A 25,970-nucleotide genomic window follows, 5' to 3' on the forward strand; every position below is an offset into this window, starting at 1 on the left:
GGTTTGATAATATAGAAAAGAGGATAGTCCTTCGGGGTTATCCTCTTTTCTATATTATCAAACCTTCTCCACCATACAAAAAAACAATCTAAATAACCCATAATTTACACCCGATTAAGCATAGCCTGCAAATAACATATTATCTTCTAAAGGATACGATCTTAAATATTAACATTACATTTGCATCTAATAGATAAACAAAGCATGAAAACATCCATCAACTACCTGCCCGAACAGAAACAGGATGACCTCAGAAGAATCGTTAAGTGCATATTGGAAGTACTTCCCGATTGCGAGATGATTATCCTCTACGGAAGTTATGCCAGAAACACATACGTCGATTACGACCAACGCATCGAATATGGTGTACGCACCTGTTTCATGAGTGATTATGATATCCTAGTAGTGACCAATACCCGTTTCCAAAGCCAAATTATCAACCATATCTTGGACAAGGCCGCTAATAATTACTATAAAGGAAAGAACCGTTACGAATCGGCGACCATCCAGTTTATAAATGAAAACATCGACGACCTGAACAAAGCCATCCTAAAAAACCGTTATTTCTATACAGACATCAAACGCGAAGGCGTCATGCTTTACAACAGCGGACGCTATAAGTTGGCCCGCCGCCGAAAACTGAACTATAAGGAAATAAAAGAGCAGGCAGAAGAGTATTACAATGAAAAGTTTAATAGAAGTAGCGAGTTCTTATTGGGGGCAAAATTTTATTATGAACAAGGTCTATATAATATGGCTTCTTTTAATTTGCACCAAGTTTGTGAGAATTTATATAACTCTATCATCTTGACTTTCACACTGTATAGTCCCAAAGAGCACAGCCTGAAAAAGTTGTCGGCCAGAGCCAAAACGTACTCCTTAGAATCATCCAAAGCCTTTCCGCGGGATACGGAAGAAGAAAAACGCCTTTTTGATTTGTTGCAGGATGCATATGTTCAGGCTCGTTATAATAAAAACTTCGACGTAACTAAAGAAGATATTGAAGCGCTCATTCCCAAAGTGGAACTGCTCCGGGATGTCACGAAGCAATGTTGTGAAGAGAGAATTAAATCATATTTATAGCTCAGTCTTTCTTAGATTACCCTCTAAATACCCCTTAGTTATTTTATGTAATTAGAGTTCACATTGTTTTGGTTCTCTATAGGTCAGCATGTTACTGTGAACCCACAGCATTCACAACAAATTACTATCTATTAGCCTTTTATCGCCCGTGAACCCTGTTTTTTATTTTGTCACATAGGGGATCGGATTGGTTCTTGTCTCATAAAATATAGGTTATAGGTTAAAAAAAACAGCCTTTAGGCTGTCCGGGAAAAGCCTATAGGATATCGGGAAAAAGGTAGGTATCTATTCGGCAACCGATGCCTACCTTTTCAGGAAACGACAGGCATCGGTGAATCATCATTTACAGTTCAAATATTACCCCAATTGGCACTTACTTCAATTCCCGGATCTTGATATTGCGGAACCAGATCGGATAGCCATGATCCTGCAAGCCGATATACCCTTCATGGGAGATACCTTCCTGGAACCCCTGGAAATCTTTGAATTTGCTGTTGGCAACCAGATCATCCCATTCCTTGCTCCACAAGGTATACTTGACCACCTTTTTGCCATTCTGGGTATGTGTTACTTTACCGTCTTTCACTTTGATTACGATCGTATTCCATTCGCCGGCAGGTTTTACTGTTTTCGGATCGGCGGGAAGCATGTCATACAAAGAGCCGGCAAGGTGGTTCGCCAACTTATTGTCGGTAGCATCCACATTATCCAAAACCTGCACTTCGGGAGCCGCATAATAGATCGGTTTGCCCGGAACTTCGCGTACATAATAGAAGATACCGGAATTACCCATTTTACTGGTTTTCCAGTCGACAGACAGTTCAAAGTTCTTGTACTTTTTTTCCTTATACAAGATATCTCCACCTGCACCCTGTCCAGGTTTCTTGCCAGGAGCGGTAAAGACCTTCATCGCCTCGTCTTCGATTACCCAGTTCGGAGCCATTCCGGTGTTGTTGCATTGTCTCCAACCGGTAAAATCTTTCCCGTTGAACAACAAGGTCCAGCCTTGTTTCTTTTCTTTTTCAGTCAATGTGTTATTCGCTTTCTGCGCGAAAGAAGGGACAGCAGCCATAACTGCCAGAAGGACCACAAACGATTTAAACAAGTTTTTCATGTTACATTCTTTTTAGATTAGACATTGAGAATATTAAAACGTAACAAAGATAAATAAAAAAGAGCTGCCCCGTAAAGAACAGCTCTTTCTTTTCTATAGGATTATCCTATTTATTTTACGATTCCTAACTTCGAAGCATCGATGAAATCAATGATATGCTGGATTTCGTCACTCATCGGCACCTGGTTCTTAATCATGAGCAAGGCATCGAATATACTTGTATTGCCTTGGTAGATGATACGGTAGGCATGGCTGATGTGCTTGATTACCTTCTCGCTCATACCTTCGTGCATCAGGATAACGGAGTTCACTCCATAGTAAGTCGTAGGTTCCAATGCAGCTACGATATAAGGAGGGATATCCTTGCGGAAGCGGCAGCCGGTCTGTGTCATCGACCAGGTTCCTACGCGGCATCCCTGGCTTACCAACACGTTTCCGCCGAAAATCACATAATCTTCAATCGTGCAATCACCGGAGATCTTGCTTCCGTAGCCAAACACACTATGGTTCCCGATATGCGTATCGTGGGAAATGTGGACGCCTTCATGCAGGAAGTTTCCATTACCGACAACTGTTTTGCCTGCAGCTGTTGTCGCACGATTGATCACCACGTTTTCACGTATCACATTGTCGTCCCCTATTTCAACGATCGTATCGCCTCCCTTATACTGGAAATCCTGGGGTTCGGCAGCGATAACGGCACCATTGAAGATACGGTTTCTTTTTCCCATGCGAGTTCCGCTCATGATACTGGCATGAGGCATGATCTCGCAGTCATCACCTATTTCTACATTCTTATCGATGTATGCAAACGGATGGACGGTTACGTTCGCTCCTAACTTTGCGCTTGCATCTACATAAGCTAACGGACTAATCATAATAATTCAAATTTAAAAGTTATTACTCTCTTCCGCCACCAACGGCACTATATAAATTAATAACAGCCTGCATACGTTGAACGTTGTCGGCAACTTCCGTCAACTGCGCACTGAGCAGACTCTGCTGGGCAGAAAGAATTTCCAGATAAGTGGACTGTCCGGACTGGAACAAAGCATTGGTATAGGTTACCGCCTTTTCCAACTCTTCTATCTGGGCCTGGTCCTGGACAAGCTTTCTATCGGTCGCATCGTAAAGGTGTAAAGCGTCGCTCACTTCCTTTCCCGCTTCCAGGATCGTCTGCTGGTAATTCATCTTGGCAATCTGTTCTTCCGCTTTCGATATCTTAAGATTAGCCACCAGCTTGCCATTGTTGAAGATAGGCTGTGCCAGCGAAGCCAAAGCCTGGAACATGAACTGTCCCGGATTGGAAACCGTAACGCCTGATCCGTTTGTCCAACCGGCTGTCGCCGTAATATTCAGTCCCGGATAAAAGGCGGCACGGGCCTTATTGGTCGTATAATAAGCGCTGGCCAGCGTCATCTCGGCGATCTTCACATCCGGGCGGTTTTCCAACAGTTGCAGCGGAACACCGGCCATCAATTCTTCCGGCATCACCTGGGCGTCGAGCGTACCGCGGTCGATATGCTGCGGTGCTTTTGCAAGCAACACGGATAACGAGTTTTCGACTTCACGCACCTGGCGCTTCAGTTCGATCAATGAGCCGGACACTTGATGGAACACGGCACGCATCTGGACAACAGCGGCTTCGGTAGTCATACCGGCTACTTTCATCGCTTCCATCACCCGTACATTCTCTTTGTAGATATCGACGGTTTTAGATGTGATCTCTACCTGGCGATCCAACATCAACAGGGTAAAATAGGTATTGGCGATGCCACTGATCAACTGCGAACGTATCGCTTGCTGCGTGTACTGGCTCTGCAGGTAAGCGGCTTTCTGTCCGCGGCTTGCGTTCAATAGCTTGCCGAACAAATCCACTTCCCAACTGGCTGCTGCCGGCAAAGTATAGGCTTTCACATAACCCGTATTTTCCATTTTGGTTATGGTTCCTTGCGGAGCCAGATTCAGGGAAGGGAGAAAGGACAAACGGGCGGAAGTCAGTAACAACTTGGCCTCCTCTACACGCAGAATAGCGGCCTGCATATCCACATTGTTTGCCAATCCTTCTTCGATCAAAGCCTGCAATTTCGGGTCACGGAAAACGTCCTGCCAAGGCAGGTTTCCCATATTGGTCGTATCTGTTGCAGACAGTGTATCCGTCGCAGACATCGGATCCCGGTAGATACCGGAAGTTTCGATCGTATCCGGGCGGTCGTATGCTTTATAGATGTGGCAACTGCTCAAAAGAGCGGTTGCACACACCATATATATAATCTGTTTCTTCATTGTCATCTCTTATTTTGTTTTTGCGTACTGTTCTATTTCCGTATTCATATCGCTGTTATCCAGGTCTTCCCATTCGATAGGCTTGAATTTCTCCTGCAAGTACTGGAATACCACAAACAGAACCGGAACGATAAATATCTGGAAGATCATACCGATGAACATACCTCCGATAGCAGCAGTACCCAAAGTACGGTTACCGTGGGCACCGACACCGAACGCGAACATCATAGGCAACAGACCGACAACCATTGCCAGTGATGTCATCAGGATAGGACGCAAACGGGCAGCGGCACCTAAGACGGCAGCCCATGTGATGCTCATACCCATACGGCGGCGTTCGAGGGCGAACTCTACGATCAGAATAGCATTCTTTGCCAACAGCCCCACCAACATGATCAAGGCGATCTGCATATAGATATTGTTGGACATCGTTCCCAGGATCATCTTCAGAGCCGGGATATTTCCTAATGCGGCCCACCCCTGCACGAACAGGAAGCTACCCATCAAACCGAACGGAATAGAAAGCAACACGGCCAACGGCAGGATATAACTTTCATACTGGGCGCTCAACAGCAAGTAAACGAATACGAAACAGAGCAGGAAGATCAAACCGGTCGTACTACCGCTGGTTTCAGCCTCTTCACGTGCCATACCTCCCAACTCATATCCGAAACCGGTCGGCAATGTCGTACCGGCAACCTCTTCGATCGCTTTCAACGCCTGGCCGCTGGTAAAACCGTCTGCCGGGGCAACCATCACTTTGATGGAGGTGTACATATTGAAACGGCTGATGATATCCGGTCCATACACTTTCTTAATGGATACGAACTGCGAAATAGGCGCCATCTCGTTGCCGTTGCGGACCTTGATATTCTTCAATGACTCCAGGTTGGTACGCAACGACGGATCGGCCTGGACCATCACGCGGTACATCTTACCGAAACGGTTGAAATTGGAGGCATACAGACCACCGTAATATCCTTGCATCGTAGCCAGGATGTCGCTCGGGCTGATACCTACCTTCTTACAGGCAGCCGCATCGATATCGATCATATACTGCGGGAAGTTCGGGTTAAAGGTACTCTGTGCAGACTTGATCTCCGGACGGGCGGTCAATGCCGCCGTATATTGCTTCGTCACTTCGAAGAATTTTTCCAGGTCGCCACCTGTCTTATCCTGCATATTCAACTCGATATCGCTGGAAGCGGAATAACCGGGGATCATAGGCGGAGTAAAGAACAAGACCTGTGCATCCTTGATAATCTTCTGGGCACGCATGAACAAACTACCATAGACGATGTCCGAACTCTGCATCATCGAACGTTCTTCCCAATCCTTCAACTTGATGATGAACGAACCGTAAGAAGGTCCCTGGCCACCGATAAAGCTGAAACCGATAACGGCCGTACGTGATTTGACCGCCGGGTCGGCAGCGATCAGGCTATCCACCTTGTTCATCACCTCTATCGTGCGTTCCTGAGAAGTTCCCGGCGGCAGCGTCACTGCACCCATGATCGTACCGGTATCTTCATTCGGGACCATACCTGTCGGCGTCACATTCATCAGGAAGACAAGTAAAACAAGACATCCGGCAACGATACCGAACGAAAGCCATTTCTTCTGGATAAAGAACACGACACGTTTCTTATAGCTGTTCAGCATAGAATCGTATGCCGCATTGAAGGAAGAGTGGAAACGGGAAACAAATGTAGATTTCTTTTCATGTCCTTCTTCATGCGGTTTCAGGAACATCGCACACAGTGCCGGACTCAATGTCAAGGCGTTCAATGCAGACAAACCGATTGCAATAGCCATCGTGAGGCCGAACTGACGATAGAATGTACCGGCCGTACCGCTCATGAAACTTACCGGAATAAACACGGACATCATGACCAATGTGATAGAGACGATAGCACCACCCAATTCGTTCATAGCATCGATAGAAGCCAGTTTGGCCGATTTGTATCCCTGGTCCAGTTTGGCATGAACCCCCTCGACGACCACAATCGCATCATCGACCACAATCGCAATGGCGAGCACCATAGCACAAAGAGTCAACAAGTTCAAACTAAAACCGATCAGCGACAACATAAAGAATGTACCGATCAACGCAACCGGGATAGCAATAGCCGGAATCAAGGTTGAACGTAAATCCTGCAAGAAAATATATACAACGATAAATACCAGGATAAACGCTTCGATCAATGTCTTGAGTACCTCATGAATAGACGCATACAAGAAGTCGTTGGCATTCATACCCACATCTATCTTCAAGCCCGGAGGCAATATCTTTTCTGTTTCTTCCAGCAGGTTCTGGATATTATTGATGGTTTCCGTCGCATTGGTTCCTGCCATCTGATAAACGATACAGGTTACGGCACTATGGCCGTTTACTTTGTTGACAAAGTTATACGTCAGACGTCCCAATTCGATATCGGCGATGTCTTTCATACGAAGGACTTCACCATCCGGCAAGGCTTTTACAACCATGTCTTCGAATTCGTTCACCTCCTGCAAACGTCCCTTATAACGGATCGTATATTGGAAACTCTGATTGCCCTGTTCACCAAACGAACCCGGAGCGGCTTCCACGTTCTGCTCGGCCAATACTCCCGCAACGTCATTCGGAACTAAGTTGTACTGCGCCATCACATCCGGCTTCAACCAGATACGCATGGAGTAGTCGGTTCCTAACACGTTCGCATCCCCCACACCGGGCACACGCTGTACTTCCGGGATCAGGTTGATCTTGGCATAGTTCTCGATAAATCGCTGGTCGTAACGATCCTCGGCGTCATAGACGGAGAACACGATCAGCATGGAGTTCTGACGTTTCTGGGTCGTCACCCCGATCTTGGTTACTTCGGCAGGCAGCAAACCTTGTGCCATGGAAACACGGTTCTGCACGTTTACGGCAGCCATATCGGGATCGGTTCCCTGTTTAAAGTAAATGGAAATATCGGCAGATCCGTTGTTGGAGGCATTAGAGGTCATGTACATCATGTTCTCCACACCATTGATCTGGTCTTCCAGCGGCGCAATCACACTATTCAATACAGTCTGCGCGTTCGCACCCGTATAAGTAGCTCTTACCGAAACGGTTGGAGGGGCGATATCCGGATATTGGGTAATAGGCAAGGATAACAAGCCTAATATACCCAGTATGACAATCAGGATGGAGATCACCGTTGAGAGCACCGGGCGATTTATAAATCTATCTAATTTCATATTTTCTGTTTTTAACGAACAAATGGGAGTTATTAATTAAAAGCGGTCTTCAGATTACCTTCGTTCTGATCTTTCAAGGCCTGATCATATTTCGCTTTCTGCTGTTCCGGGGTGATCGGCTCGATAACCTGGCCGTCACGGAGGTTCTGTACGCCTTCAATCACAATCTTGTCACCGGATTTCAAACCATTCGTCACCAAGTAATTCTTACCGTCATCCAAATTGGAGATCTGAATCTCCGTATTCTTCACAGAATTATCCGCCTGCAGGACGAAAACGAACTTCTTGTCCTGGATTTCAACAGTGGCGGACTGAGGTATAATGATAACTCCGTCCATCGTATACGGGAATACAATATTACCTGTACCACCGCTTCTCAGGATATTTTTATCATTCGGGAAAACAGCGCGCATACTAACCGATCCGGTAGACTGGTCGATCACGCCGCTAACGGCATCAATCTTACCTTCCGACTGGTAAGTGGAACCGTCGGAGAGTTGCAAACGGACAGCCGGCATCTTTTCCAACTGTTCCTTCAATGTACCTCCGGCTTTTGTCAGGCGCAACAATTCTTTCTCAGTCATAGAGAAATAAACGTAGACATCATTAATTTCAGATACGGTTGTCAACGGCTGAGAGACAGAAGGACTGACCAGACTTCCGATACGGTACGGGAATGTACCGACAACTCCATTCGACGGGCTCGTCACCGTACAGAAAGACAAATTCTGATTCGCGCTTACCAAAGAAGCTTCAGCCTGGGCCAGACTTGCCTTTGCAGACATAAGCTGGTTAACCGCTGTCTGATATTCAAAATCACTGATAATCTTTTGATCGAACAATGCCTTTTTGTTCTTTTCGGTCAAAGTCAGCGTACTGACATTTGCTTTTGCCATTTCGACAGCAGCTTTCGCTTGTCCCACAGCAGCAGCATACTGGGTCGGATCAATCTGGAATAAAGCTTGCCCTTTACGGACATTCGCTCCTTCATCCACACATAACTTAACAATAAAACCCGAAACCTGGGGACGAACCTCGATATCCTGCGTACCTCTGATAGTAGCCGGATAAGACGTAGACTGGTCGCTCGTTGTCGAATTGACTGCAAGAACAGCAAATTCATTATCCCCTAATTTCATACCGCCCTGGCTGTTTCCACAAGCGGTTAATAAAGACACCCCCACTGCAAATAATGCAATTTGCCTCAATTGGGTAATAGTAGTTCTCAACATTTGTTTATCCATATTCATTATTTATATATATTCAGTCAATCGTTATTTCGTTTTTTAGCTTTTATCAGGGTCCCCAAAGACCTTCACAACGGGTGAGATCCGCTGCACTATATTAAAAAATCCACAACAGTGCTGTTCTAAATTTATGGGTTTGTAGCCTATTCCTCATAAAAAACGTACAAATGTAGAATCTTTTTATTGTACTTTTCCCGTTTATACAATCTTTTATACTAAAAAATCGCTTATTTTTCATTTCTGTATCAGAGATATATCAGGACTTTGACCAATCGAAAATATATTCGTTTAAATTGCTACACAATTTGAACAAGGAATTTGTTTATTCAATAATTTATCCTAATTTTACGGCATATATAACCTAAATAATCAATTCATATGGAACCAAAGTTTATGATATCGGAAGTGTTTAGCACTTCATGGAAGTACACTAAATCTCAGATCTGGGTACTGGTAGGGCTGTTTATCGGATATTTCATCCTGTCGTCAATCATTAGTATGTTCGGTATGCCGGCTCAAGGTTCGATGGTCGGTAACATCATCGTAAGTCTGATCAGTGCTGTCATATCCTGCGCTTTCATGTTGGGATACATAAAGAATTTGTTCCAGACAATGGATGGAGAAGAGCCACAGTTTTCCGCCTATGGACAGCAATCCCGTAAAATCGTCACCTATTTCATCGCCAGCGTTATTATGGGTATCGTTGTAACTATCGGTATATTCTTACTGATTGTTCCGGGTATTTATCTGGCTATCCGCCTGCAATTCTATTCTGCCTATATTGTAGAGGAAGACTGCGGAATTATAGAATCACTGCAAAAAAGCTGGGACTTGACTAAGGGACAGGCTATGCCGTTGTTCTTATTAGCGTTGGCCATGATAGGCATCGCAATCGTCGGCTGTATCTTGTTCTTCGTCGGACTCTTCGTCGCTATCCCTCTTATTTATATGATGCAGTGCTATGCATTCAGAAAATTAAATACAATTTCTTCCGAAGAAGAAGTACAACAACTATAATAATTAAATCAATAAAACAGGCAACAGCCCGCAAAAATAAAAATTCTGCGGGCTGTATAGCTTTCCGACCTATGGGTAAGACATATAGAATTAAAGACATTGCAGAGATGTCCGGTGTTTCGACCGGAACTGTGGACCGCATATTACACAACCGAGGCAAAGTATCCGAAGAGGCACAGAAAAAAGTAGAAAAGGTTTTAAAAGAAATAGACTATCATCCGAACCTGATAGCCCGTTCCCTTGCACTAAAAAAGAACTATCATTTCATCACGCTAATACCTTCTTTTGCAAAAGGCGAATATTGGGATAAGCTGTGTGAAGGAATAGACAAAGCGGAACAGGAGCTTTTCAGCTACAACGTAGAAGTTGAGCGTATGTGCTTCAACCAATACGACAAGAGCAGCTTCGACGAACTCATTCCCCGGATCGAAGAAGCCGACTGTCAGGGAGTCGTGATCGCAACGCCATTCCGCGACAGCGTTATCAAACTGGCATCCCGGCTGGACCAGTTACAGATACCCTATGTCTTGATCGACGCATTTATTGAAAACACCAATTGCGTGGCCTACTACGGAACCAATTCGTACGACTCCGGATATATTGCCGGCCGCCTGTTATACGAACAAATCAATCCGGCCGAAAACATTGCAATCTTCCGCTTTATCCGCAAAGGAGAAAAGCAGGTAACCCAGGTTATGAAACGCGAAGAAGGTTTCAGAAATTACCTGGCTGAGAAGAACTACGACGGGCGCATCTATTCCGTGCAGTTGCACGCCGACGAGCCGGAAAAGAACATAAGCATCCTGAACAGCTTCCTGGAAGAACACAAGGAAGTGAACGCGGGTATCATATTCAACTCCCGCGCCCACCTGTTGGGAAAATACTTCCGTGACAAGGGTAACAAATTCAGATTGATCGGCTATGATGTGATCGACCCGAATATCACTTGCCTGAATGACGGTTCGATCTCCCATCTGATCGCCCAGCGACCGGAAGTACAGGGATTCAATTGCATACGGGCACTGTTCCGCCATTTAGTCCTCAAGGAAAAAGTCGAACAGATCAATTATATGCCGATCGATATTCTGATGAAAGAGAATATCAAATACTATAACAATTATATTTGAAAACATAAAAAGGTATTTTTTTCCTGTTTTCTTTTTGTTTGATAAATAAATACTATACTTTTGTGCCCGATGTGTGCGCGAGCACAATGGGATAGTAACAATGAAATTATCACAATCATAAACAATAAAAATATGGCTAATTTATTTTGCGTTAAAGACAAAGTTGTCATCATTACCGGCGGAGCCGGAATCCTTGGCAGAGGTATTGCAGGTCACCTGGCTGAAGAAGGTGCTAAAATCGTTATTCTCGACCGTGCAGCCGAAGTGGGTGAACAAATCGTAGACGGCATCAAAGCTAAAGGAGGAGAAGCAAGCTTTTTCCTGACTGACGTATTAAACAAAGAAGTTCTGGAACAGAATAAAAAAGATATCCTGGCCAAGTATGGCCGTATCGACGCGTTGCTGAATGCAGCCGGTGGTAATATGGCAGGTGCGACTATCGGACCGGACAGTACGATTTTCGACCTGAACATAGACGCTTTCCGTAAGGTGGTAGATCTGAACCTGTTTGGAACAGTACTTCCCACAATGGTATTTGCCGATGTGATGGCTAACCAGAAAGAAGGCGCTATCGTCAACTTCTCTTCCGAATCGGCATTGCGCCCGCTTACCCGCGTTGTCGGTTACGGTGCTGCTAAAGCTGCCATCTCCAACCTGACTAAATATCTGGCTGGCGAACTGGCAATCAAATTCGGTGAAGGTTTGCGTGTGAATGCAATCGCCCCGGGATTCTTCCTGACGGAACAGAACCGTACTTTGATGACAAATCCGGACGGATCTTACACTCCGCGTGCCGAATCCGTTATTGCACATACTCCGTTCAGACGTCTGGGTACACCGGATGAATTGTTCGGTACAATCCAGTATCTGATCAGCGACGCCTCCAAATTCGTAACCGGGACGATCGCTATCGTAGACGGCGGTTTTGATGCATTCTCTATTTAATCCTAAAATTAAAAACAAGACATTATGTATTTATGCGAACAAACATGGCGCTGGTACGGACCGAACGATCCAGTTAGCCTTTCCGATATCCGCCAGGCCGGCGCAACCGGAATTGTAAATGCCTTGCACCATATCCCGAACGGGGAAGTATGGACTGTCGAAGAGATCCAAAAACGCAAGGATATGATCGAAGCTGCCGGCTTGCGCTGGAGCGTAGTGGAAAGTGTTCCCGTACACGAACATATCAAGACACAGAGCGGAGATTTTCAGAAATATATCGAGAACTACAAAGAAAGCATCCGTAACCTGGCAGCATGCGACATCCGTGTGATCACTTATAATTTCATGCCGGTTCTGGACTGGACCCGTACAAACTTGGCTTACACCATGCCTGACGGCTCTAAAGCATTACGTTTTGAACGTGCAGCATTCATGGCTTTCGATCTCTACATTCTGAAACGTCCTGCGGCAGAAAAGGAATATACAGACGAAGAAAAGGCAATTGCAAAAGCCCGTCTCGACGAAATGAGCGAAGATGACAAAGCACTGCTGGTACGCAATATGATCGCCGGCCTACCAGGCTCCGAGGAAAGTTTCACATTGGATCAGTTCCGTGCAGAACTGGATCGTTACAAAGATATCGATGCAGAAAGACTTCGCGCGAACCTAATTTATTTCCTGAAAGAGATTACTCCGGTTGCCGACGAAGTAGGAGCACGTATGGTTATCCATCCGGACGATCCTCCCTACTCCATCTTAGGCTTGCCCCGCATCTTGAGTACTGAAGAAGATTTCCGTAAGCTGATCGAAGCCGTACCGAACCAAAGTAACGGTTTATGCCTCTGCACCGGTTCATTCGGTGTACGTGGCGACAATGACCTGGCTGGCATGATGAAACGCTTCGCCGACCGTATCGACTTCGTTCATATACGCAGCACCAAACGCGATGAAGCCGGAAACTTCTTCGAAGCAAACTTGCTGGAAGGTGACGTGGATGTTTACGAAGTAATGAAAGCACTCCTCGAAATCGAGCAGGAACGCGGTTGCTCAATTGCCATGCGTCCGGATCACGGTCACCAGATGATCGATGATTTGCACAAAAAGACCAATCCCGGTTATTCTTGCATCGGTCGCTTACGCAGCCTGGCAGAATTGCGTGGTCTGGAACTGGGAATTGCCCGTTCCCTACTCAAGAAGTAATTCATATCCCTGCATAAACTTATCAACTCACAGCCGTGAGCCGTATGAATCACAATTGTGAGCCGTACGAACCACGGCTGTGAGCCGATCGAATCACAGCCGTGAGCCGATTAATATATGCCATATTGAAAGATAGTTTACCACAGGCTTAAATCTAAAAGAATGATAAAGTAACAAGAGTTTGTGCATTTTTCCCTATTTTTGTACCTCTAACAATTTTATCAGATGTCTAAAATACGCTACAGCATATTGTCAATCATCCTTTTATCAGTGTTAAGCGCATGCCATTCTTTGTGGACAGCCCAAACACAGCCTGCCCCGCAGCAGGAATCGATCTTGGCTCTGCCGACAACGGATATTCCTCTTCCAAACACCGATTTCGCCTTCCTGTTTCCGGAAGAGCCGAAACTGAACGAGCAAACTTCTCCCCGCAAAAATATAACGGAGAACTTCACTAATAGAGAAAAAAGTGACATTGCCGTAACAGATCCTTTATTGATGGCAGAAGACAATTCGATGCTTATCGATTTAAGCCTGATACAAAAAGAGGACTATGCCTTTCCTTTACCCGGAGCTAAAGTTATCTCCCCATATGCCGGACGCAGAAAACACCATTCGGGCGTCGACCTTAAAACCTGCGCCAACGACACGATCGTATCGGCATTCGACGGAATCGTCCGTTTAGCTAAACCTTATTATGCATATGGGAATGTGATTGTCGTACGCCATTACAACGGGCTGGAAACTGTCTACAGCCATAACTCCAAAAATTTAGTCAAACCGGGAGATTATGTAAAAGCCGGTCAACCGATCGCACTGACAGGACGGACGGGCAGGGCAACAACCGAACATCTTCATTTCGAGGTCCGGGTAAACGGACAACATTTCAATCCGAATATAGTATTCAATCTGCAAGAACGGAAACTCAACGACCAATGTCTGGTATTCACCAAAAAGGGCAGCAAAATAGCCGTGAAGTCCGTCGAATTAATGCCTCACCAGCTTGCAGGCGACTACAGTTATTCACCTGCCGCCCGCAAAGACGAAGGACAGATAGAAAACGAAAAGGGAGCTTTGTAATTCCCTTTTCAATGCCCTTGCAGAGCTTCTATCAGAAGATTGATATTAACGGTAAACAAACGTACTGATATCGCCAGCAAAATAATTCCGAAGAACTTCCGGACAATATAGATTCCGCCTTTTCCGAAAAAACGTTCGATACGGGCTGTCATGCGAACGACAAAATAAACCCATATCATATTCAGTATTAAAGCTATTACAATATTGACACTCGCATACTCCGCCCTCAACGATAACAATGTGGTAAACGAGCCGGCACCGGCCAGTAAAGGAAAGACCAACGGAACCAGTGTAGCCTCTTTTATCGGTCCCTGATTTTTAAATATTTCTATATCGAGTATCATCTCCAGCGACAGCAAGAAAATAACAAATGAACCTGCCACGGCAAATGACTCGATATCCACATGGAAAAGCCGTAGCAAAACATCGCCGGCGTAAAAGAACCCGATCATCAACAAAAAAGAGATAACCGTCGCCTTTGTGGCGTTCACATCTTTACCTTTTTCTTTCAAATTGATAATAATTGGAATGGACCCAATAATATCAATCACAGCAAACAACACAATGAATGCACTGATCATCTGCTGAAAATCAAAACTTTCAAACATAATACACCCTTTTTAATTGCTCTAAAGGTACAAAATCTTTCCTAACAACCGGCTGACAAATAGTAACAAATTCTTTAACGAATAACGTTTTTTTGTATTAAATGAGATCCTCATCACGAAAAAATAACGAACTTTGCATACACTTATTGCTGGAAGCAAGAAAGTAAGATTAAATGTTGTCGGGAGATATGGATATAAAAACGATTTTAAAGAAGTATTTGGTTTTTGTCATTGGATTATATTTTTTAGCTGCGGGAATCGTCCTGATTATACATTCCGCTTTAGGGACCACTCCTATTTCAAGTGTAAATTATGTATTAAGCCTCAACAGCCCTCTTTCTTTAGGGACTTGCACTTTTATTGTTAATGTATTGCTGATACTGGGGCAGTTCTGGCTGATCCGGGGTACGAAAAGCCGTCAGGACCAGATATCCATCCTGCTGCAAATCCCATTTTCGTTCATATTTTCAGCATTCATCGATTTCAATATGGCGATTACAGAAGGGCTGCAACCTTCCAATTATATAATGTCAATCGCGTTGTTGCTGTTCGGTTGCCTTATCCAGTCTATCGGCGTCGTCTTGGAGATCAAACCGCAGGTTGCCATGATGAGTGCAGAAGGATTCGTCAACTACGCCGCCCGCCGTTACAATAAAGAGTTCGGCAAGTTCAAGGTCGTTTTCGATTTCACCTTAGTAACGGTAGCCATTCTTTTGTCACTGATATTCACGCAACGGATCGAAGGAGTCAGAGAAGGCTCCCTGATAGCAGCCTGCATCACAGGCTACATCGTGAGCTTCCTCAACAATAAAATTATGACTCGGAAAATGCTTTCCCGGGTTTCCTCCATACTGAGATAGTATTTTTTGCTATTTTTGTATCTTATAAGAAAAGAAGATCTGTTTTTAAGTGAGTAAAATAAGCGAACACGAAGAAGATCCAATCCTGTTATTTTCATTTCTAAAAGGAGACAACAATGCTTTTTCATCGATATATAATAAATATGTTGATGAACTATTCGCGTATGGCATGGGGTTGGGATTCGAACGGGAAACACTCAAAGACGCCATACAAGATACTTTCGTCAAATTTTATACAAACAAGAAACAACTGGAAGGTATCACACATTTGAAATATTACTTATTTCGGATGCTTAAAAACCGTCTGTTCGATATATACAAATCTTCAAACAAAGAAAATATTGTAGACGTAACCGGTTTGCCCTTTTTAATCGAACCGTCCGTCTTAGATGAATTAGTCGCACAAGAAGATAAAGTTGCCATTGAAACAGAAATAAAAAATTTACTGGAAATACTGACCGACAGGCAAAAAGAAGCTGTTTATTTACGTTTTATACAAGAATTGGAGTACGAAGAAGTCGCGAATCTATTGAATATGACCGCTCCCGCAGTAAGAAAACTTATCTCCAGAGCAATAAAACGCATGCGAGACGAAAATTGTTAGAAAAAATGGGAACAAAAAAAATCCAGGATCGTCTATACTATAAAATTGATTTGAAAGTATGTTGTCGAACCAGTGGTTACAAAATAAATCATTTATACAATGGAGACTATTTCCTTCCGATGAAGATAATCTCTATTGGGAGAGGTTTATCCAAGACAACCCGCATTTCCAAAATGAAATAGAAGAAGCTATAAGGATATTAAAATCAATAAAATTGAATACTCAAAAACTTTCTCAGGAAGAGAAACAGGAAATATTTGCATTCATACAAAAAAATATAGAGAAGAAGAGGAACAAACAACGTCGATTCCGGATATATCTGACTGTATCGGCTGTAGCCTGTATCGCACTACTTCTGTTTTTGCTACAACCCTTATTCATTGGAGAGAACGAGATTCCACACGAGGATATGTTTGTTGTTGCGGACACAGCCTCAGTCAATCAAAAAGACATACAATTGGTATTAGCCAATAACAGGACTATCACTTTTGAAGAAGACGCTGATATCAAGTATGATAAAAAAGGAGGCATTACTGCAAAGACAGGAGCCGAACAAATAAAAGTATCAAAAGAGGCAACAAAAGAAACCACCTTGAATACATTGATCGTCCCTAAAGGGAAGCGATCAAGCCTGACTTTGGCTGATGGTTCGAAAGTTTGGGTTAATTCAGGGTCTACACTCAAATTTCCATCTACATTTAAGGCTGATAAAAGAGAGATCTGGGTAGACGGGGAGATTTACATAGAAGTCGAGAAAAATAAAGCACGTCCCTTCTATGTAAACACTTCTCATATGTTGATCAATGTTGTGGGAACTCAATTCAATGTTACAGCCTATGACGAAGATACGGATTACTCAGTCGTATTGGTCGAAGGGTGTGTAGATGTCAGCATCGACAAAGAGAAAGCCCGTTTATTACCCAACCAAATGCTATCAGTATCAACGGACCGGATTTCTGTCAAAAAAATAGATGTCAACAACTATATAAGCTGGAAAGAGGGATATCTCCAATTCACAAGCGAACCTCTATCCAATATATTGAAACGTTTGTCCCGCTATTATGATACACCCATTGATTGCGATCAGAACATTGCACAATTAAAATGTAACGGAAAATTAGTCTTGTTCGATAACATAGAAGATGTCATGAAGACCATATATAACACAATACCGATCAAATATTCACACGAAGCAGACCGGATATTGGTGCAGAAAAAATAAAGAGAGTTATAATTGCTAACTTATAAGTCTAATTTAAAATTGAAGTGCCTATGGAACATGTATCATGAAAAAGAAAAATGCCGGACAATATTGGCGTATTACCCGGCATAAGATTTCAAAGTTATTATTGCGTACTAAACTTTTAAAATCACTACAAATATATGAAAATAAATCATTATCTTGATAGATCGTGGTTTAACGGTCTACGTTATACCTTACATATTATGAAAATCATAATCATTTTACTGGTCTTAAGCATTGGGAATTCCTTTTCTATGACCTACTCTCAAAATACGTTACTTTCGCTTGACATCAATAAGCAATCTATAAAAGAGGTTATTGGCGTCATTGAGAAAAAGTCGGAATATGTTTTCTTCTTTTCGGACAATGTCCGCCAGGATTTAGAGAAAAGAGTTGATATTAAAGTCAATTCTAAAACACTTGATGTGATATTGAATAACCTTTTTGCCGATACGGATCTGGCATATACGATTAATGATCGCCAGGTATCAATCGCTAAAACCAAAAAGGCAGGTTCTTCAATTCAGGTACCACAACAACAGACAAGGACAATTACAGGTACGATTGTCGATAATACGAAAGAACCTTTAATCGGGGTTAACATCGTTGTGAAAGGGACGACGAGTGGAACTGTTACCGACATGAATGGTAAATTTTCTCTGTCTGTTACTGAAGCAAACCCGGTTCTCGTCATATCTTATATCGGTTATAAAGCACAAGAGATAAAAGTTGGCAACCAATCCAGTCTGAATGTTACATTAGAGGCGGAGACCTTAGGATTGGAAGAGATTGTTGTAGTCGGATACGGAACTGTTAAGAAAAAAGACCTTACCGGTTCGGTATCATCCGTTAATTCGGAAACGATCTCCAAATCACCTGTAACAAGTGCAACCCAAGCCATTCAGGGTCGTCTTCCCGGCGTGTTCATTTCCAATTCGACAACGAAGCCGGGTGAAAGTGCCTCGGTTGTTATCAGAGGGAAACGTTCTATCAGCGGCAGCAGTGACCCGCTTTATATAGTGGATGGAATTCCGGTGGTGGGAGGAATAAATGAAATCAGTCCTTCAGACATCGAAACAATAGATATCCTCAAGGACGCTTCAGCTACGGCTATTTATGGTGCACGCGGTTCAAACGGCGTTATCCTGATAACCACCAAAAAGGGAAAAGCCGGAAAAACCCAGGTCGACTATAACGGGTACGTGGGTTTCCAAACAGTCTTGAACCAGTTGGAATACATGGATGGCGCAGCCTATGCCGAAACAGTACGGGAATCTTACCGTTCAACCGGGAAATATCTCTCTGATAAACCGAGTTGGGAAGAAGACCAGAAAATCGGATCTTTTGCCAATGATCCTTATACATTGGAATCCTTAAAAATGGCGTACGATGAAAATGGAAATTACGATCCTTCGAAGGTCCGTTCAGGCAGTAAATGGTGGGAAGCCGTACAGCGTACCGGTATGGTCACCGACCATCAGCTAAGCGTACGCGGAGGTAATGACAAAACCAATTTCACTTTTAGCGGTTCCTATTATGACTATAAAGGTCTTGTTAAAGATGAAGAGTTCTCCCGGTATTCTATTCGTTTGAATCTCGAACATTCCGTAAACAAATATATCAAATTGGGTGCATTTACCGGATATACCCACTCCGTACAGGAAAGAGGGTCTACCCTGTTTAATTCGTGGCGCGTCATGCCTATGGGCCGTTTCTATGATGACAACGGCGATTTATTGGAAAAAGTTTCAGGCACCGACGACCAGTGGCGCAACCCGTTACTTCGGTTAGCTGAAGGGGCCGTTTCCAATCCCTTAAAAATAAACAGATTTATCGGCAGTTATTATGCAGATATCACGTTACCGCTGAAAGGACTCCGGTTCCGTACGAATTTAGGTATAGACTATGAAACCAGACAAGATTACAATTTCCAATCGGCCGAGGCACGCGGGAATACCATGAATTATGCCCGGAACGGTACGGAAAACAGGTCTATGTTTACTTGGGAAAACCTGTTGTTCTATGACAGAACATTCGAGGATCATACCATTGGTGTGACTTTGCTTCAATCTATAAACGAATACCTCCGTGAATACAACAAAATTCCGGTTCAAGGAACACCAGCCGACGAGCTATTATATTATGATGTAGGTTCAGCCTCCAATCCCGAAAAAACGGAAAGCGGTAAAAGCCAGTGGAAGTTAGCCTCCTTCATGGCTCGTTTGAACTATAGCTTCAAAGGGAAATATCTGGCAACCGTTTCTGCCAGATATGACGGTTCCTCACGTCTTGCTGAAGGACATCAATGGGTGGCTTTCCCGGCAGCAGCCTTGGCCTGGCGTATCAATGAAGAATCATTTATGCAAAATGCCCATTTCCTCAGCAATCTAAAATTGCGCTTGGGATATGGTGTAGTTGCCAGCTCGGAAGTTGATCCTTATGAAACAAAAGGAACATTGTCACAAAAACCATATAATTATGGCAGTGAGTCGATCTTCGGTTATGCTCCTAACAAAATGCCTAATACGACGTTAACCTGGGAAACTACAGGACAATGGAATGCCGGCTTTGACTTCGGATTTCTTGGAAACAGACTAAACGGTACAATCGATGTTTATTTACAAAACACAAAAGATTTGCTATTAGACAGACAATTGCCTATCGTTTCCGGCTTCAACCAAATAAAATCGAACGTAGGAAAAACACGTAACAAGGGGCTCGAACTTACCTTGAACTCATTAAATATAAATAATAAGAATTTCACATGGTCTACAGACCTTATGATGTATACAAATAAAGAAGAAATCGTTGAATTATATAACGGTAAGGAAGATGATCCCGGTAGCTCCTGGTTTATAGGTGAAGCGATCAACGTGTTCTATGATTACAAGAAAATCGGCATCTGGCAAGACACGCCGGAAGATCGTGCCGAAATGGAGAAGTTCAACCAGAATGGAAGTAACTTTACTCCCGGAACTATCCGTCTGTGGGATAACGGCGATTACAAGATCACTTCGGAAGACCGCGTTATCCAGGGACAGCAAAGACCCAAAGTAATATTGAGCTTGAATAACACATTCAGATATAAAGACTTTGATTTCAGCTTCTTCTTCGAAGGCAATTTCGGAGCGATGATTAAAAATAACATAAGTTATCTGAACCAGGCACACAGAAACGGCAATGTGAAAGTTGACTACTGGACACCGACAAATCCGACTAATGCTTTCCCACGTCCGATTGAAGGCGTCGACTATCTCCCTTATTACGAAACGTTGCATTATGAGAAAAGCGACTTTATCAAACTTCGTAATGTCACTTTAGGATATACCATTCCAAGCCATATCACAAAGAAATGGGATATATCGCGCTGCCGTGTCTACGTTCAGGCACAAAACTCATGGATGTGGACCAACTTTACCGGAGTGGATCCGGAAAGCGCTCTGAATAAAGATGTTGATGGAACATACGCGGGCTACACACGTCCGACTCCCTCAACTTGGTTAGTCGGTCTTAATATAAGCTTTTAATCTAAAAAATCAGAAACAATGAAAGAATCAAATAACATAAAAACGATTGTTCTTTTTAGCCTGGCAAGCGCATGTATCGGGCTTACAAGCTGTGATGATTATCTGAAGGAGAAAGACCTTCCCCGTTTAACTCCTGACTATTACGGAACTGTCGCCGGTGTGGAATCTGCTGCGACAGCTACATATAGCTTCATGCGTTGGGGAGCAGGGAACGAAAGATATAATGTACTTACGGAATACGGTACGGATCTCTTCACACAGGGAGAAGATCCTGGAAAACAGGCGGATGCTTTTAACAAATATGGGAGCCAACTGAATCCCGATGCGAGTGTTTTATACGAATTCTGGGAAAATCATTATAAAGCGATCAATACAGCAAACCTGGTTATTCAGCAAGTAGAAGGCTCTGCATCGATGTCTGAAACCCAAAAGCAAGTAGCTCTTGCCGAAATGTCCTTTTTACGTGCCTTCTTCTATTTCGAGTTGGTTCAGCAGTTCGGAAACATCCCTTTGGTATTGGATGTATCTTTCGATGTGAGAACAGACTTTCCACGTGCTTCAGTTGCCGATATCTACAATCAGATTATCAAAGACCTGGAATATTCGATACAATATTCTCCTGAAAAACCGGCAAAAACAGGAAAAGCAGCCAAGTATGCTGCCGCCCACCTGTTAGCAAAGGTCTATCTGACCAGGGGAAGTGCCGTGAGTGATCAGCGCGGACAGCAACCTTCAGATATGGAGAATGCTTTGAAATATGCCAAAATGGTTATTGATTGCGGACAATATGAATTACTGGCTGATTTCGCTGATTTGTGGAATATAAATAACCAGGGGAACAAGGAAGTAATCTTCTCCGTTCAATTCACGACAGATCCGGTTTACCGGGGAGACGGCAATTCTTTCCATTTATATTGGGGTTCCTGGTATGAAGATCAGCCGGGCATGACGAGAGATCTCGAAAACGGACGTCCTTACAGAAGACATCTTCAGTCACAAAAAACGATGTTACAACTATTTGATCGCAAAAACGACTCTCGTTTCTATAAGAGTTTCAAATGGGCCTATTATGCTAATCGTGCAGGTGCAGGACTGGAATTGGGAGATACAGCCATTTATTATAGTGTAAACCCGACCACAGAAACGTATCGTTATAAGTACTTTGCGTGGGATAAGGAAGATGTAACTAAAAACAATCGCTATTACCCGCCTCTGCTTAAATATTTCGATCCCCAGCGTTTATCTGTTAATGACGGTCAGGGTGGCCGCGAATGGATAAAAATGCGCTTGGCCGAGACATATCTGATTGCAGCGGAAGCAGCCGGCCGCAATGGTGATTATCAGACTGCAGCCGATTACATCAATATTGTCCGCAAACGTGCCGCATGGCAGGATGGTGAAACCAAAATGCCTCAGTACTGGCGTGAAGAAGGGGGACAAATGGGAAATACCAATAGTACCTTTGCCGATATCCAGGTCACGGCCGCAGATATCCAAAATAATTTTATCGACTTCATATTAGACGAGCGTGGACGCGAGCTATTGGGTGAAACGTGCCGTTGGAATGATCTGGTACGGTGTGAGAAGCTGGAAGAATATGTAAAGAAATGGAATTCAGAAGGAGCTGTTACCTTCAAATCCCATCACAAACTTCGCCCGATTCCTCAAAAGCATATAGACCGTTTGAATCCAAGAGGGACGGATGCAGAGGAACAAAACCCGGGTTATTTCTAATTAAACGATACTTATCCGAAGCTGCCCCATTATAAACGGGCAGCTTCTCATTTATAAACGATATGAAAACAAAATATTTTATTCCAATAATAGGTCTGTTGCTCTTCACCCGATGTTCGACAAATTCCGACGCAGATCTCAAGAACTTTCCAAAAGGCTATACACCGGAAGAGGTAGGGACACAAATAAGCAAACGCTTTATTTCCGGCAAACATATGTTTCACAAGAAAAACGGAAAAGACGGCATTCACTACGCAGAAGTTTGTACATGGTATGGAGCTTTAAAATATGCAGTTGCCGCTGATGACAATGCACTGATCAAGCAACTTAAGGACAAGTTCGAGCCACTCTTTACTACCGAGGCGGATTATCAACCGCGTATGGATCACGTAGATTTGAATATGTTTGGTTGTTTACCGCTCGAGTTTTATCAGATCACGAAAGATAAACGCTATTATGACATGGGCATCCCTTACGCAGACACGCAATGGCAACTACCGGATTCGGCAACTACGGAAGAAAAGGACTGGGCCCGAAAAGGTTTCTCCTGGCAAACCCGCTTGTGGATCGATGATATGTTCATGATCACGATTATCCAGTCGCAAGCATATAAAGCGACAGGGAAACGGGAATATATTGACCGTGCCGCCCGTGAAATGGTGATGTATCTGGATAAACTCCAACACCCCAACGGCCTGTTCTACCATGCACCGGATGTCCCATATTATTGGGGACGCGGAAACGGTTGGATGGCTGCCGGTATGACAGAGCTACTTCGCTACCTGCCTAAAGACAATCAAGATCGCCCCCGGATCCTGGAAGGGTATCGTTTGATGATGAAAAATCTGAAAGACTATCAGATGCCGGACGGCATGTGGAGCCAATTGGTAGACGATCCCGCCTGCTGGGCAGAGACTTCAGGAACAGCTATGTTTACATATGCCATGATTACAGGAGTCAAGCAAGGATGGCTGGATAAAAAAGAATATTCACCGGTAGCGCGTAAAGCCTGGATGGCATTAATTCCCTATATCAATGAAGAGGGAGACGTTACAGAAGTTTGTATCGGAACCAATAAAAAGAATGACAAACAATATTATTATGACCGCCGAAGAATAACAGGGGATTATCATGGACAGGCTCCCATACTATGGTGTTGTTTTGCTTTGATAGAATGATCTATGCCTAAACGAGGCTGCCTTAAAATCAGAGACAGGGCAGCCTCAATAAGATAAGAGGCTGTCAGTTACAGGATTCATTTCCAAATTAATCTTGGGATTCGCCTTCTATACGAATATTAACAGCATTCATTCCTCTCAAACCGCGTTCAAGATCAAAGGTAACGATATCATTTTCCGAAATATCGGTCAGCGTATTATTGCTTACATGAAAAAAGTACTTCTCTGCACCGTCAAGGTCTTTGATAAAACCATAACCTTTTGATTCATTAAAATAGTCTATCCGTCCTCTCAATACGGCTGGCGCCTCCAGTTCTTCTTTTTTAGGAGTTGAGATGAGAATTTCTTCTTGCTTAATCTCTTCTTTATTTGGATTTAATTCGGGAGGAGTTGATGTAATTACACCATTTTCATCCACATAAGCTATCATATCATCAAAACTATTCGTTTTGCCAAGTAGTTTTCTGTCTTCTTTCTTTTTTTGTTTTTCTGCTCGTCGGGCTTGTTTCTTTTTTTCGTTTTCTCGTTTATTGTATGTTACGGATTTTGCCATTTAATCTATATTTATTTATATTAATAATCAACCTATTATGTAAGGATTCAGAGTGGAATGCTAAATTATTTCCGGGATATGGAAACACAGGATATAAAAAACTCCTGCTATTGCATTGAAGAGTAGAAGCTAACTAAGCTATATGGAAATTATAAGACAGAAGGGATAAACCTTCTGCCTTATCAAGAGATCAATATCGTCTGGAATTATTATAACCACCTCTTCTTTCGCGGTATCCGCCGTTTGAAGGTTTTTCTGCACGGGGACGAGCTACGCTTACCGAGATTACCTTTTTCTCAAATTCAGCTCCATTAAGCGCATCGATCGCTTTCTGGCCATCTTCATCGTTTACCATTTCAACAAAACCAAATCCTCTGGATCTTCCTGTTTCTCTGTCCATGATAACTTTTGCAGACGTAATTTCTCCATACTCTGCAAATAAATCATTTAAATCAGCATCATTAATGCTATAATTTAAGCCTGTAATGTAAATGTTCATTTAAAATTTCATTTTTAATAAATACTAATAGGGTATGAGGAGGAAAATTAATGGAAAGGCCTACTTAATAATAAAGAAGAACTATACGCTAATAATACGTAACTCAAACTCTGACTCAAAGATACTACTAATAATCGAATCGGCAACCATTATCACCCTATAAAAAAACAGAAAGCTTCATACAATACCTGAACATTCATCTGTCCTCCCCTATTATCAAGAGATTAAGCAATTCGACAAGTCGAGCCAACATCTGTAAAATAGTTACATTTTCCCGTAATTTATCTACAACCGGAATCCGACAAATCCCGTAGCTTTGCAAGATGAGAATCAAAAGAATAATTATTGCCGTATCGATTGCACTAATCGGCATTGGCAACCTAAATGCGCAGAAAATGAAAACAGAAGTTCCAAAAATCAGTGAATTCCTGGTTGGGAATGAGAACGTAAGATTCGAAACGTATTTTACAGGCAAATCCTGGTTGGCTCCTTTAACGACTAACAAAGATTTGAATGTACCGATGTTCAACGTTACTTTCGAACCGGGATGCCGTAACAACTGGCATAGCCATACCGGAGGTCAAATCCTGATTGCCGTCGGTGGTGTCGGCTACTACCAGGAGAGCGGAAAAACAGCACGGCGTCTTCTTCCTGGCGATATAGTTGAAATAGCGCCGGATGTGAAACATTGGCACGGAGCCGCTCCCGACAGTTGGTTTTCGCATATTGCCGTGGAATGTAATCCGCAGAGTAACAAAAACACATGGTTCGAAGCGGTGAGCGACGAGGAATATAAGGAAGCGGTGAAGTCCATATCTTTTTAAGTTACAAATTGGC

20 protein-coding genes and 1 pseudogene are annotated in these 25,970 nt (G+C 43.3%); 13 read left to right on the plus strand and 8 right to left on the minus strand.

The features are described 5' to 3' along the window. Positions 1-204: 204 nt before the first annotated feature. On the plus strand, positions 205-1,083 hold the full coding sequence (locus ACPYIV_RS10685; RefSeq protein ID WP_293739626.1) for a HEPN domain-containing protein: 879 nt from the start codon (positions 205-207) through the stop codon (positions 1,081-1,083). A 373-nt stretch (positions 1,084-1,456) separates the two neighbouring features. Here ACPYIV_RS10685 and ACPYIV_RS10690 read toward each other — a convergent pair whose 3' ends face one another. The 5 genes from ACPYIV_RS10690 to ACPYIV_RS10710 form a co-directional block, all read right to left on the minus strand. Then, positions 1,457-2,197 carry a 3-keto-disaccharide hydrolase gene (locus tag ACPYIV_RS10690; protein ID WP_293739625.1) on the minus strand — a complete coding sequence of 247 codons (741 nt, stop codon included), beginning with the start codon at positions 2,195-2,197 and terminating at the stop codon, positions 1,457-1,459. Between the two features lie 110 nt (positions 2,198-2,307). Next, positions 2,308-3,075 (minus strand): acyl-ACP--UDP-N-acetylglucosamine O-acyltransferase, encoded by a 768-nt coding sequence (gene lpxA / locus ACPYIV_RS10695; protein ID WP_293739624.1) that lies wholly within the window; start codon positions 3,073-3,075, stop codon positions 2,308-2,310. Between the two features lie 22 nt (positions 3,076-3,097). Then, a complete protein-coding gene (locus ACPYIV_RS10700) occupies positions 3,098-4,489 on the minus strand; it encodes a TolC family protein (RefSeq protein WP_425882945.1) in 1,392 nt (463 codons plus the stop codon). A 3-nt stretch (positions 4,490-4,492) separates the two neighbouring features. Beyond that, complete coding sequence (locus tag ACPYIV_RS10705; RefSeq protein ID WP_293739622.1) at positions 4,493-7,711, minus strand: efflux RND transporter permease subunit; 3,219 nt, start codon at positions 7,709-7,711, stop codon at positions 4,493-4,495. A gap of 32 nt (positions 7,712-7,743) precedes the next feature. Next, positions 7,744-8,955, minus strand: a complete 1,212-nt coding sequence (locus tag ACPYIV_RS10710) for an efflux RND transporter periplasmic adaptor subunit (protein WP_293739621.1) — start codon at positions 8,953-8,955, stop codon at positions 7,744-7,746. A 381-nt stretch (positions 8,956-9,336) separates the two neighbouring features. Here ACPYIV_RS10710 and ACPYIV_RS10715 point away from each other — a divergent pair, with 381 nt between their 5' ends. From ACPYIV_RS10715 to ACPYIV_RS10735, 5 genes are all read left to right on the plus strand, one after another. Continuing rightward, positions 9,337-9,975, plus strand: coding sequence for a hypothetical protein (locus tag ACPYIV_RS10715; RefSeq protein ID WP_293739620.1), 639 nt, complete (start codon positions 9,337-9,339; stop codon positions 9,973-9,975). Between the two features lie 71 nt (positions 9,976-10,046). Continuing rightward, positions 10,047-11,102, plus strand: a complete 1,056-nt coding sequence (locus ACPYIV_RS10720) for a LacI family DNA-binding transcriptional regulator (RefSeq protein ID WP_293739619.1) — start codon at positions 10,047-10,049, stop codon at positions 11,100-11,102. Between the two features lie 132 nt (positions 11,103-11,234). Further along, a complete protein-coding gene (locus ACPYIV_RS10725; RefSeq protein WP_425882948.1) occupies positions 11,235-12,047 on the plus strand; it encodes an SDR family oxidoreductase in 813 nt (270 codons plus the stop codon). 24 nt (positions 12,048-12,071) lie between these two features. Beyond that, positions 12,072-13,247 (plus strand): mannonate dehydratase, encoded by a 1,176-nt coding sequence (uxuA, locus tag ACPYIV_RS10730; RefSeq protein WP_293739617.1) that lies wholly within the window; start codon positions 12,072-12,074, stop codon positions 13,245-13,247. 225 nt (positions 13,248-13,472) lie between these two features. Further along, positions 13,473-14,327 carry a M23 family metallopeptidase gene (locus ACPYIV_RS10735; RefSeq protein ID WP_299360954.1) on the plus strand — a complete coding sequence of 285 codons (855 nt, stop codon included), beginning with the start codon at positions 13,473-13,475 and terminating at the stop codon, positions 14,325-14,327. An 8-nt stretch (positions 14,328-14,335) separates the two neighbouring features. Here the strand turns inward: ACPYIV_RS10735 and ACPYIV_RS10740 are convergent, their stop codons facing one another. Beyond that, the gene (locus tag ACPYIV_RS10740) at positions 14,336-14,935 is read right to left on the minus strand and encodes a MarC family protein (RefSeq protein ID WP_186928758.1); all 600 of its coding nucleotides are present in this window, start codon (positions 14,933-14,935) and stop codon (positions 14,336-14,338) included. Between the two features lie 188 nt (positions 14,936-15,123). Here ACPYIV_RS10740 and ACPYIV_RS10745 point away from each other — a divergent pair, with 188 nt between their 5' ends. From ACPYIV_RS10745 to ACPYIV_RS10770, 6 genes are all read left to right on the plus strand, one after another. After that, positions 15,124-15,795 carry a YczE/YyaS/YitT family protein gene (locus ACPYIV_RS10745; protein WP_293739615.1) on the plus strand — a complete coding sequence of 224 codons (672 nt, stop codon included), beginning with the start codon at positions 15,124-15,126 and terminating at the stop codon, positions 15,793-15,795. Positions 15,796-15,844: 49 nt separating this feature from the next. Further along, positions 15,845-16,399: an RNA polymerase sigma factor gene (locus ACPYIV_RS10750; protein WP_425882951.1), complete on the plus strand. Its 555-nt coding sequence runs from the start codon at positions 15,845-15,847 to the stop codon at positions 16,397-16,399. A gap of 58 nt (positions 16,400-16,457) precedes the next feature. Continuing rightward, positions 16,458-17,621, plus strand: coding sequence for a FecR family protein (locus tag ACPYIV_RS10755; protein ID WP_425882953.1), 1,164 nt, complete (start codon positions 16,458-16,460; stop codon positions 17,619-17,621). A 161-nt stretch (positions 17,622-17,782) separates the two neighbouring features. After that, positions 17,783-21,169, plus strand: a complete 3,387-nt coding sequence (locus ACPYIV_RS10760) for a SusC/RagA family TonB-linked outer membrane protein (RefSeq protein ID WP_301704155.1) — start codon at positions 17,783-17,785, stop codon at positions 21,167-21,169. Between the two features lie 18 nt (positions 21,170-21,187). Next, positions 21,188-22,903 (plus strand): RagB/SusD family nutrient uptake outer membrane protein, encoded by a 1,716-nt coding sequence (locus tag ACPYIV_RS10765; RefSeq protein WP_301704154.1) that lies wholly within the window; start codon positions 21,188-21,190, stop codon positions 22,901-22,903. A gap of 62 nt (positions 22,904-22,965) precedes the next feature. Then, positions 22,966-24,081, plus strand: coding sequence for a glycoside hydrolase family 88/105 protein (locus tag ACPYIV_RS10770; protein WP_301704153.1), 1,116 nt, complete (start codon positions 22,966-22,968; stop codon positions 24,079-24,081). Between the two features lie 88 nt (positions 24,082-24,169). Here ACPYIV_RS10770 and ACPYIV_RS10775 read toward each other — a convergent pair whose 3' ends face one another. After that, the gene (locus ACPYIV_RS10775; RefSeq protein ID WP_293739609.1) at positions 24,170-24,634 is read right to left on the minus strand and encodes a cold-shock protein; all 465 of its coding nucleotides are present in this window, start codon (positions 24,632-24,634) and stop codon (positions 24,170-24,172) included. Between the two features lie 190 nt (positions 24,635-24,824). Next, positions 24,825-25,133: an RNA recognition motif domain-containing protein gene (locus ACPYIV_RS10780; protein WP_293739608.1), complete on the minus strand. Its 309-nt coding sequence runs from the start codon at positions 25,131-25,133 to the stop codon at positions 24,825-24,827. A 323-nt stretch (positions 25,134-25,456) separates the two neighbouring features. Here ACPYIV_RS10780 and ACPYIV_RS10785 point away from each other — a divergent pair. Beyond that, positions 25,457-25,942: pseudogene (locus ACPYIV_RS10785) on the plus strand (cupin domain-containing protein); the annotation flags it as partial. Positions 25,943-25,970 lie beyond the last annotated feature (28 nt).

Origin of the sequence: Parabacteroides vesiculifaciens, assembly GCF_049860805.1 — a bacterium.
Classification (GTDB): Bacteria; Bacteroidota; Bacteroidia; order Bacteroidales; family Tannerellaceae; genus Parabacteroides.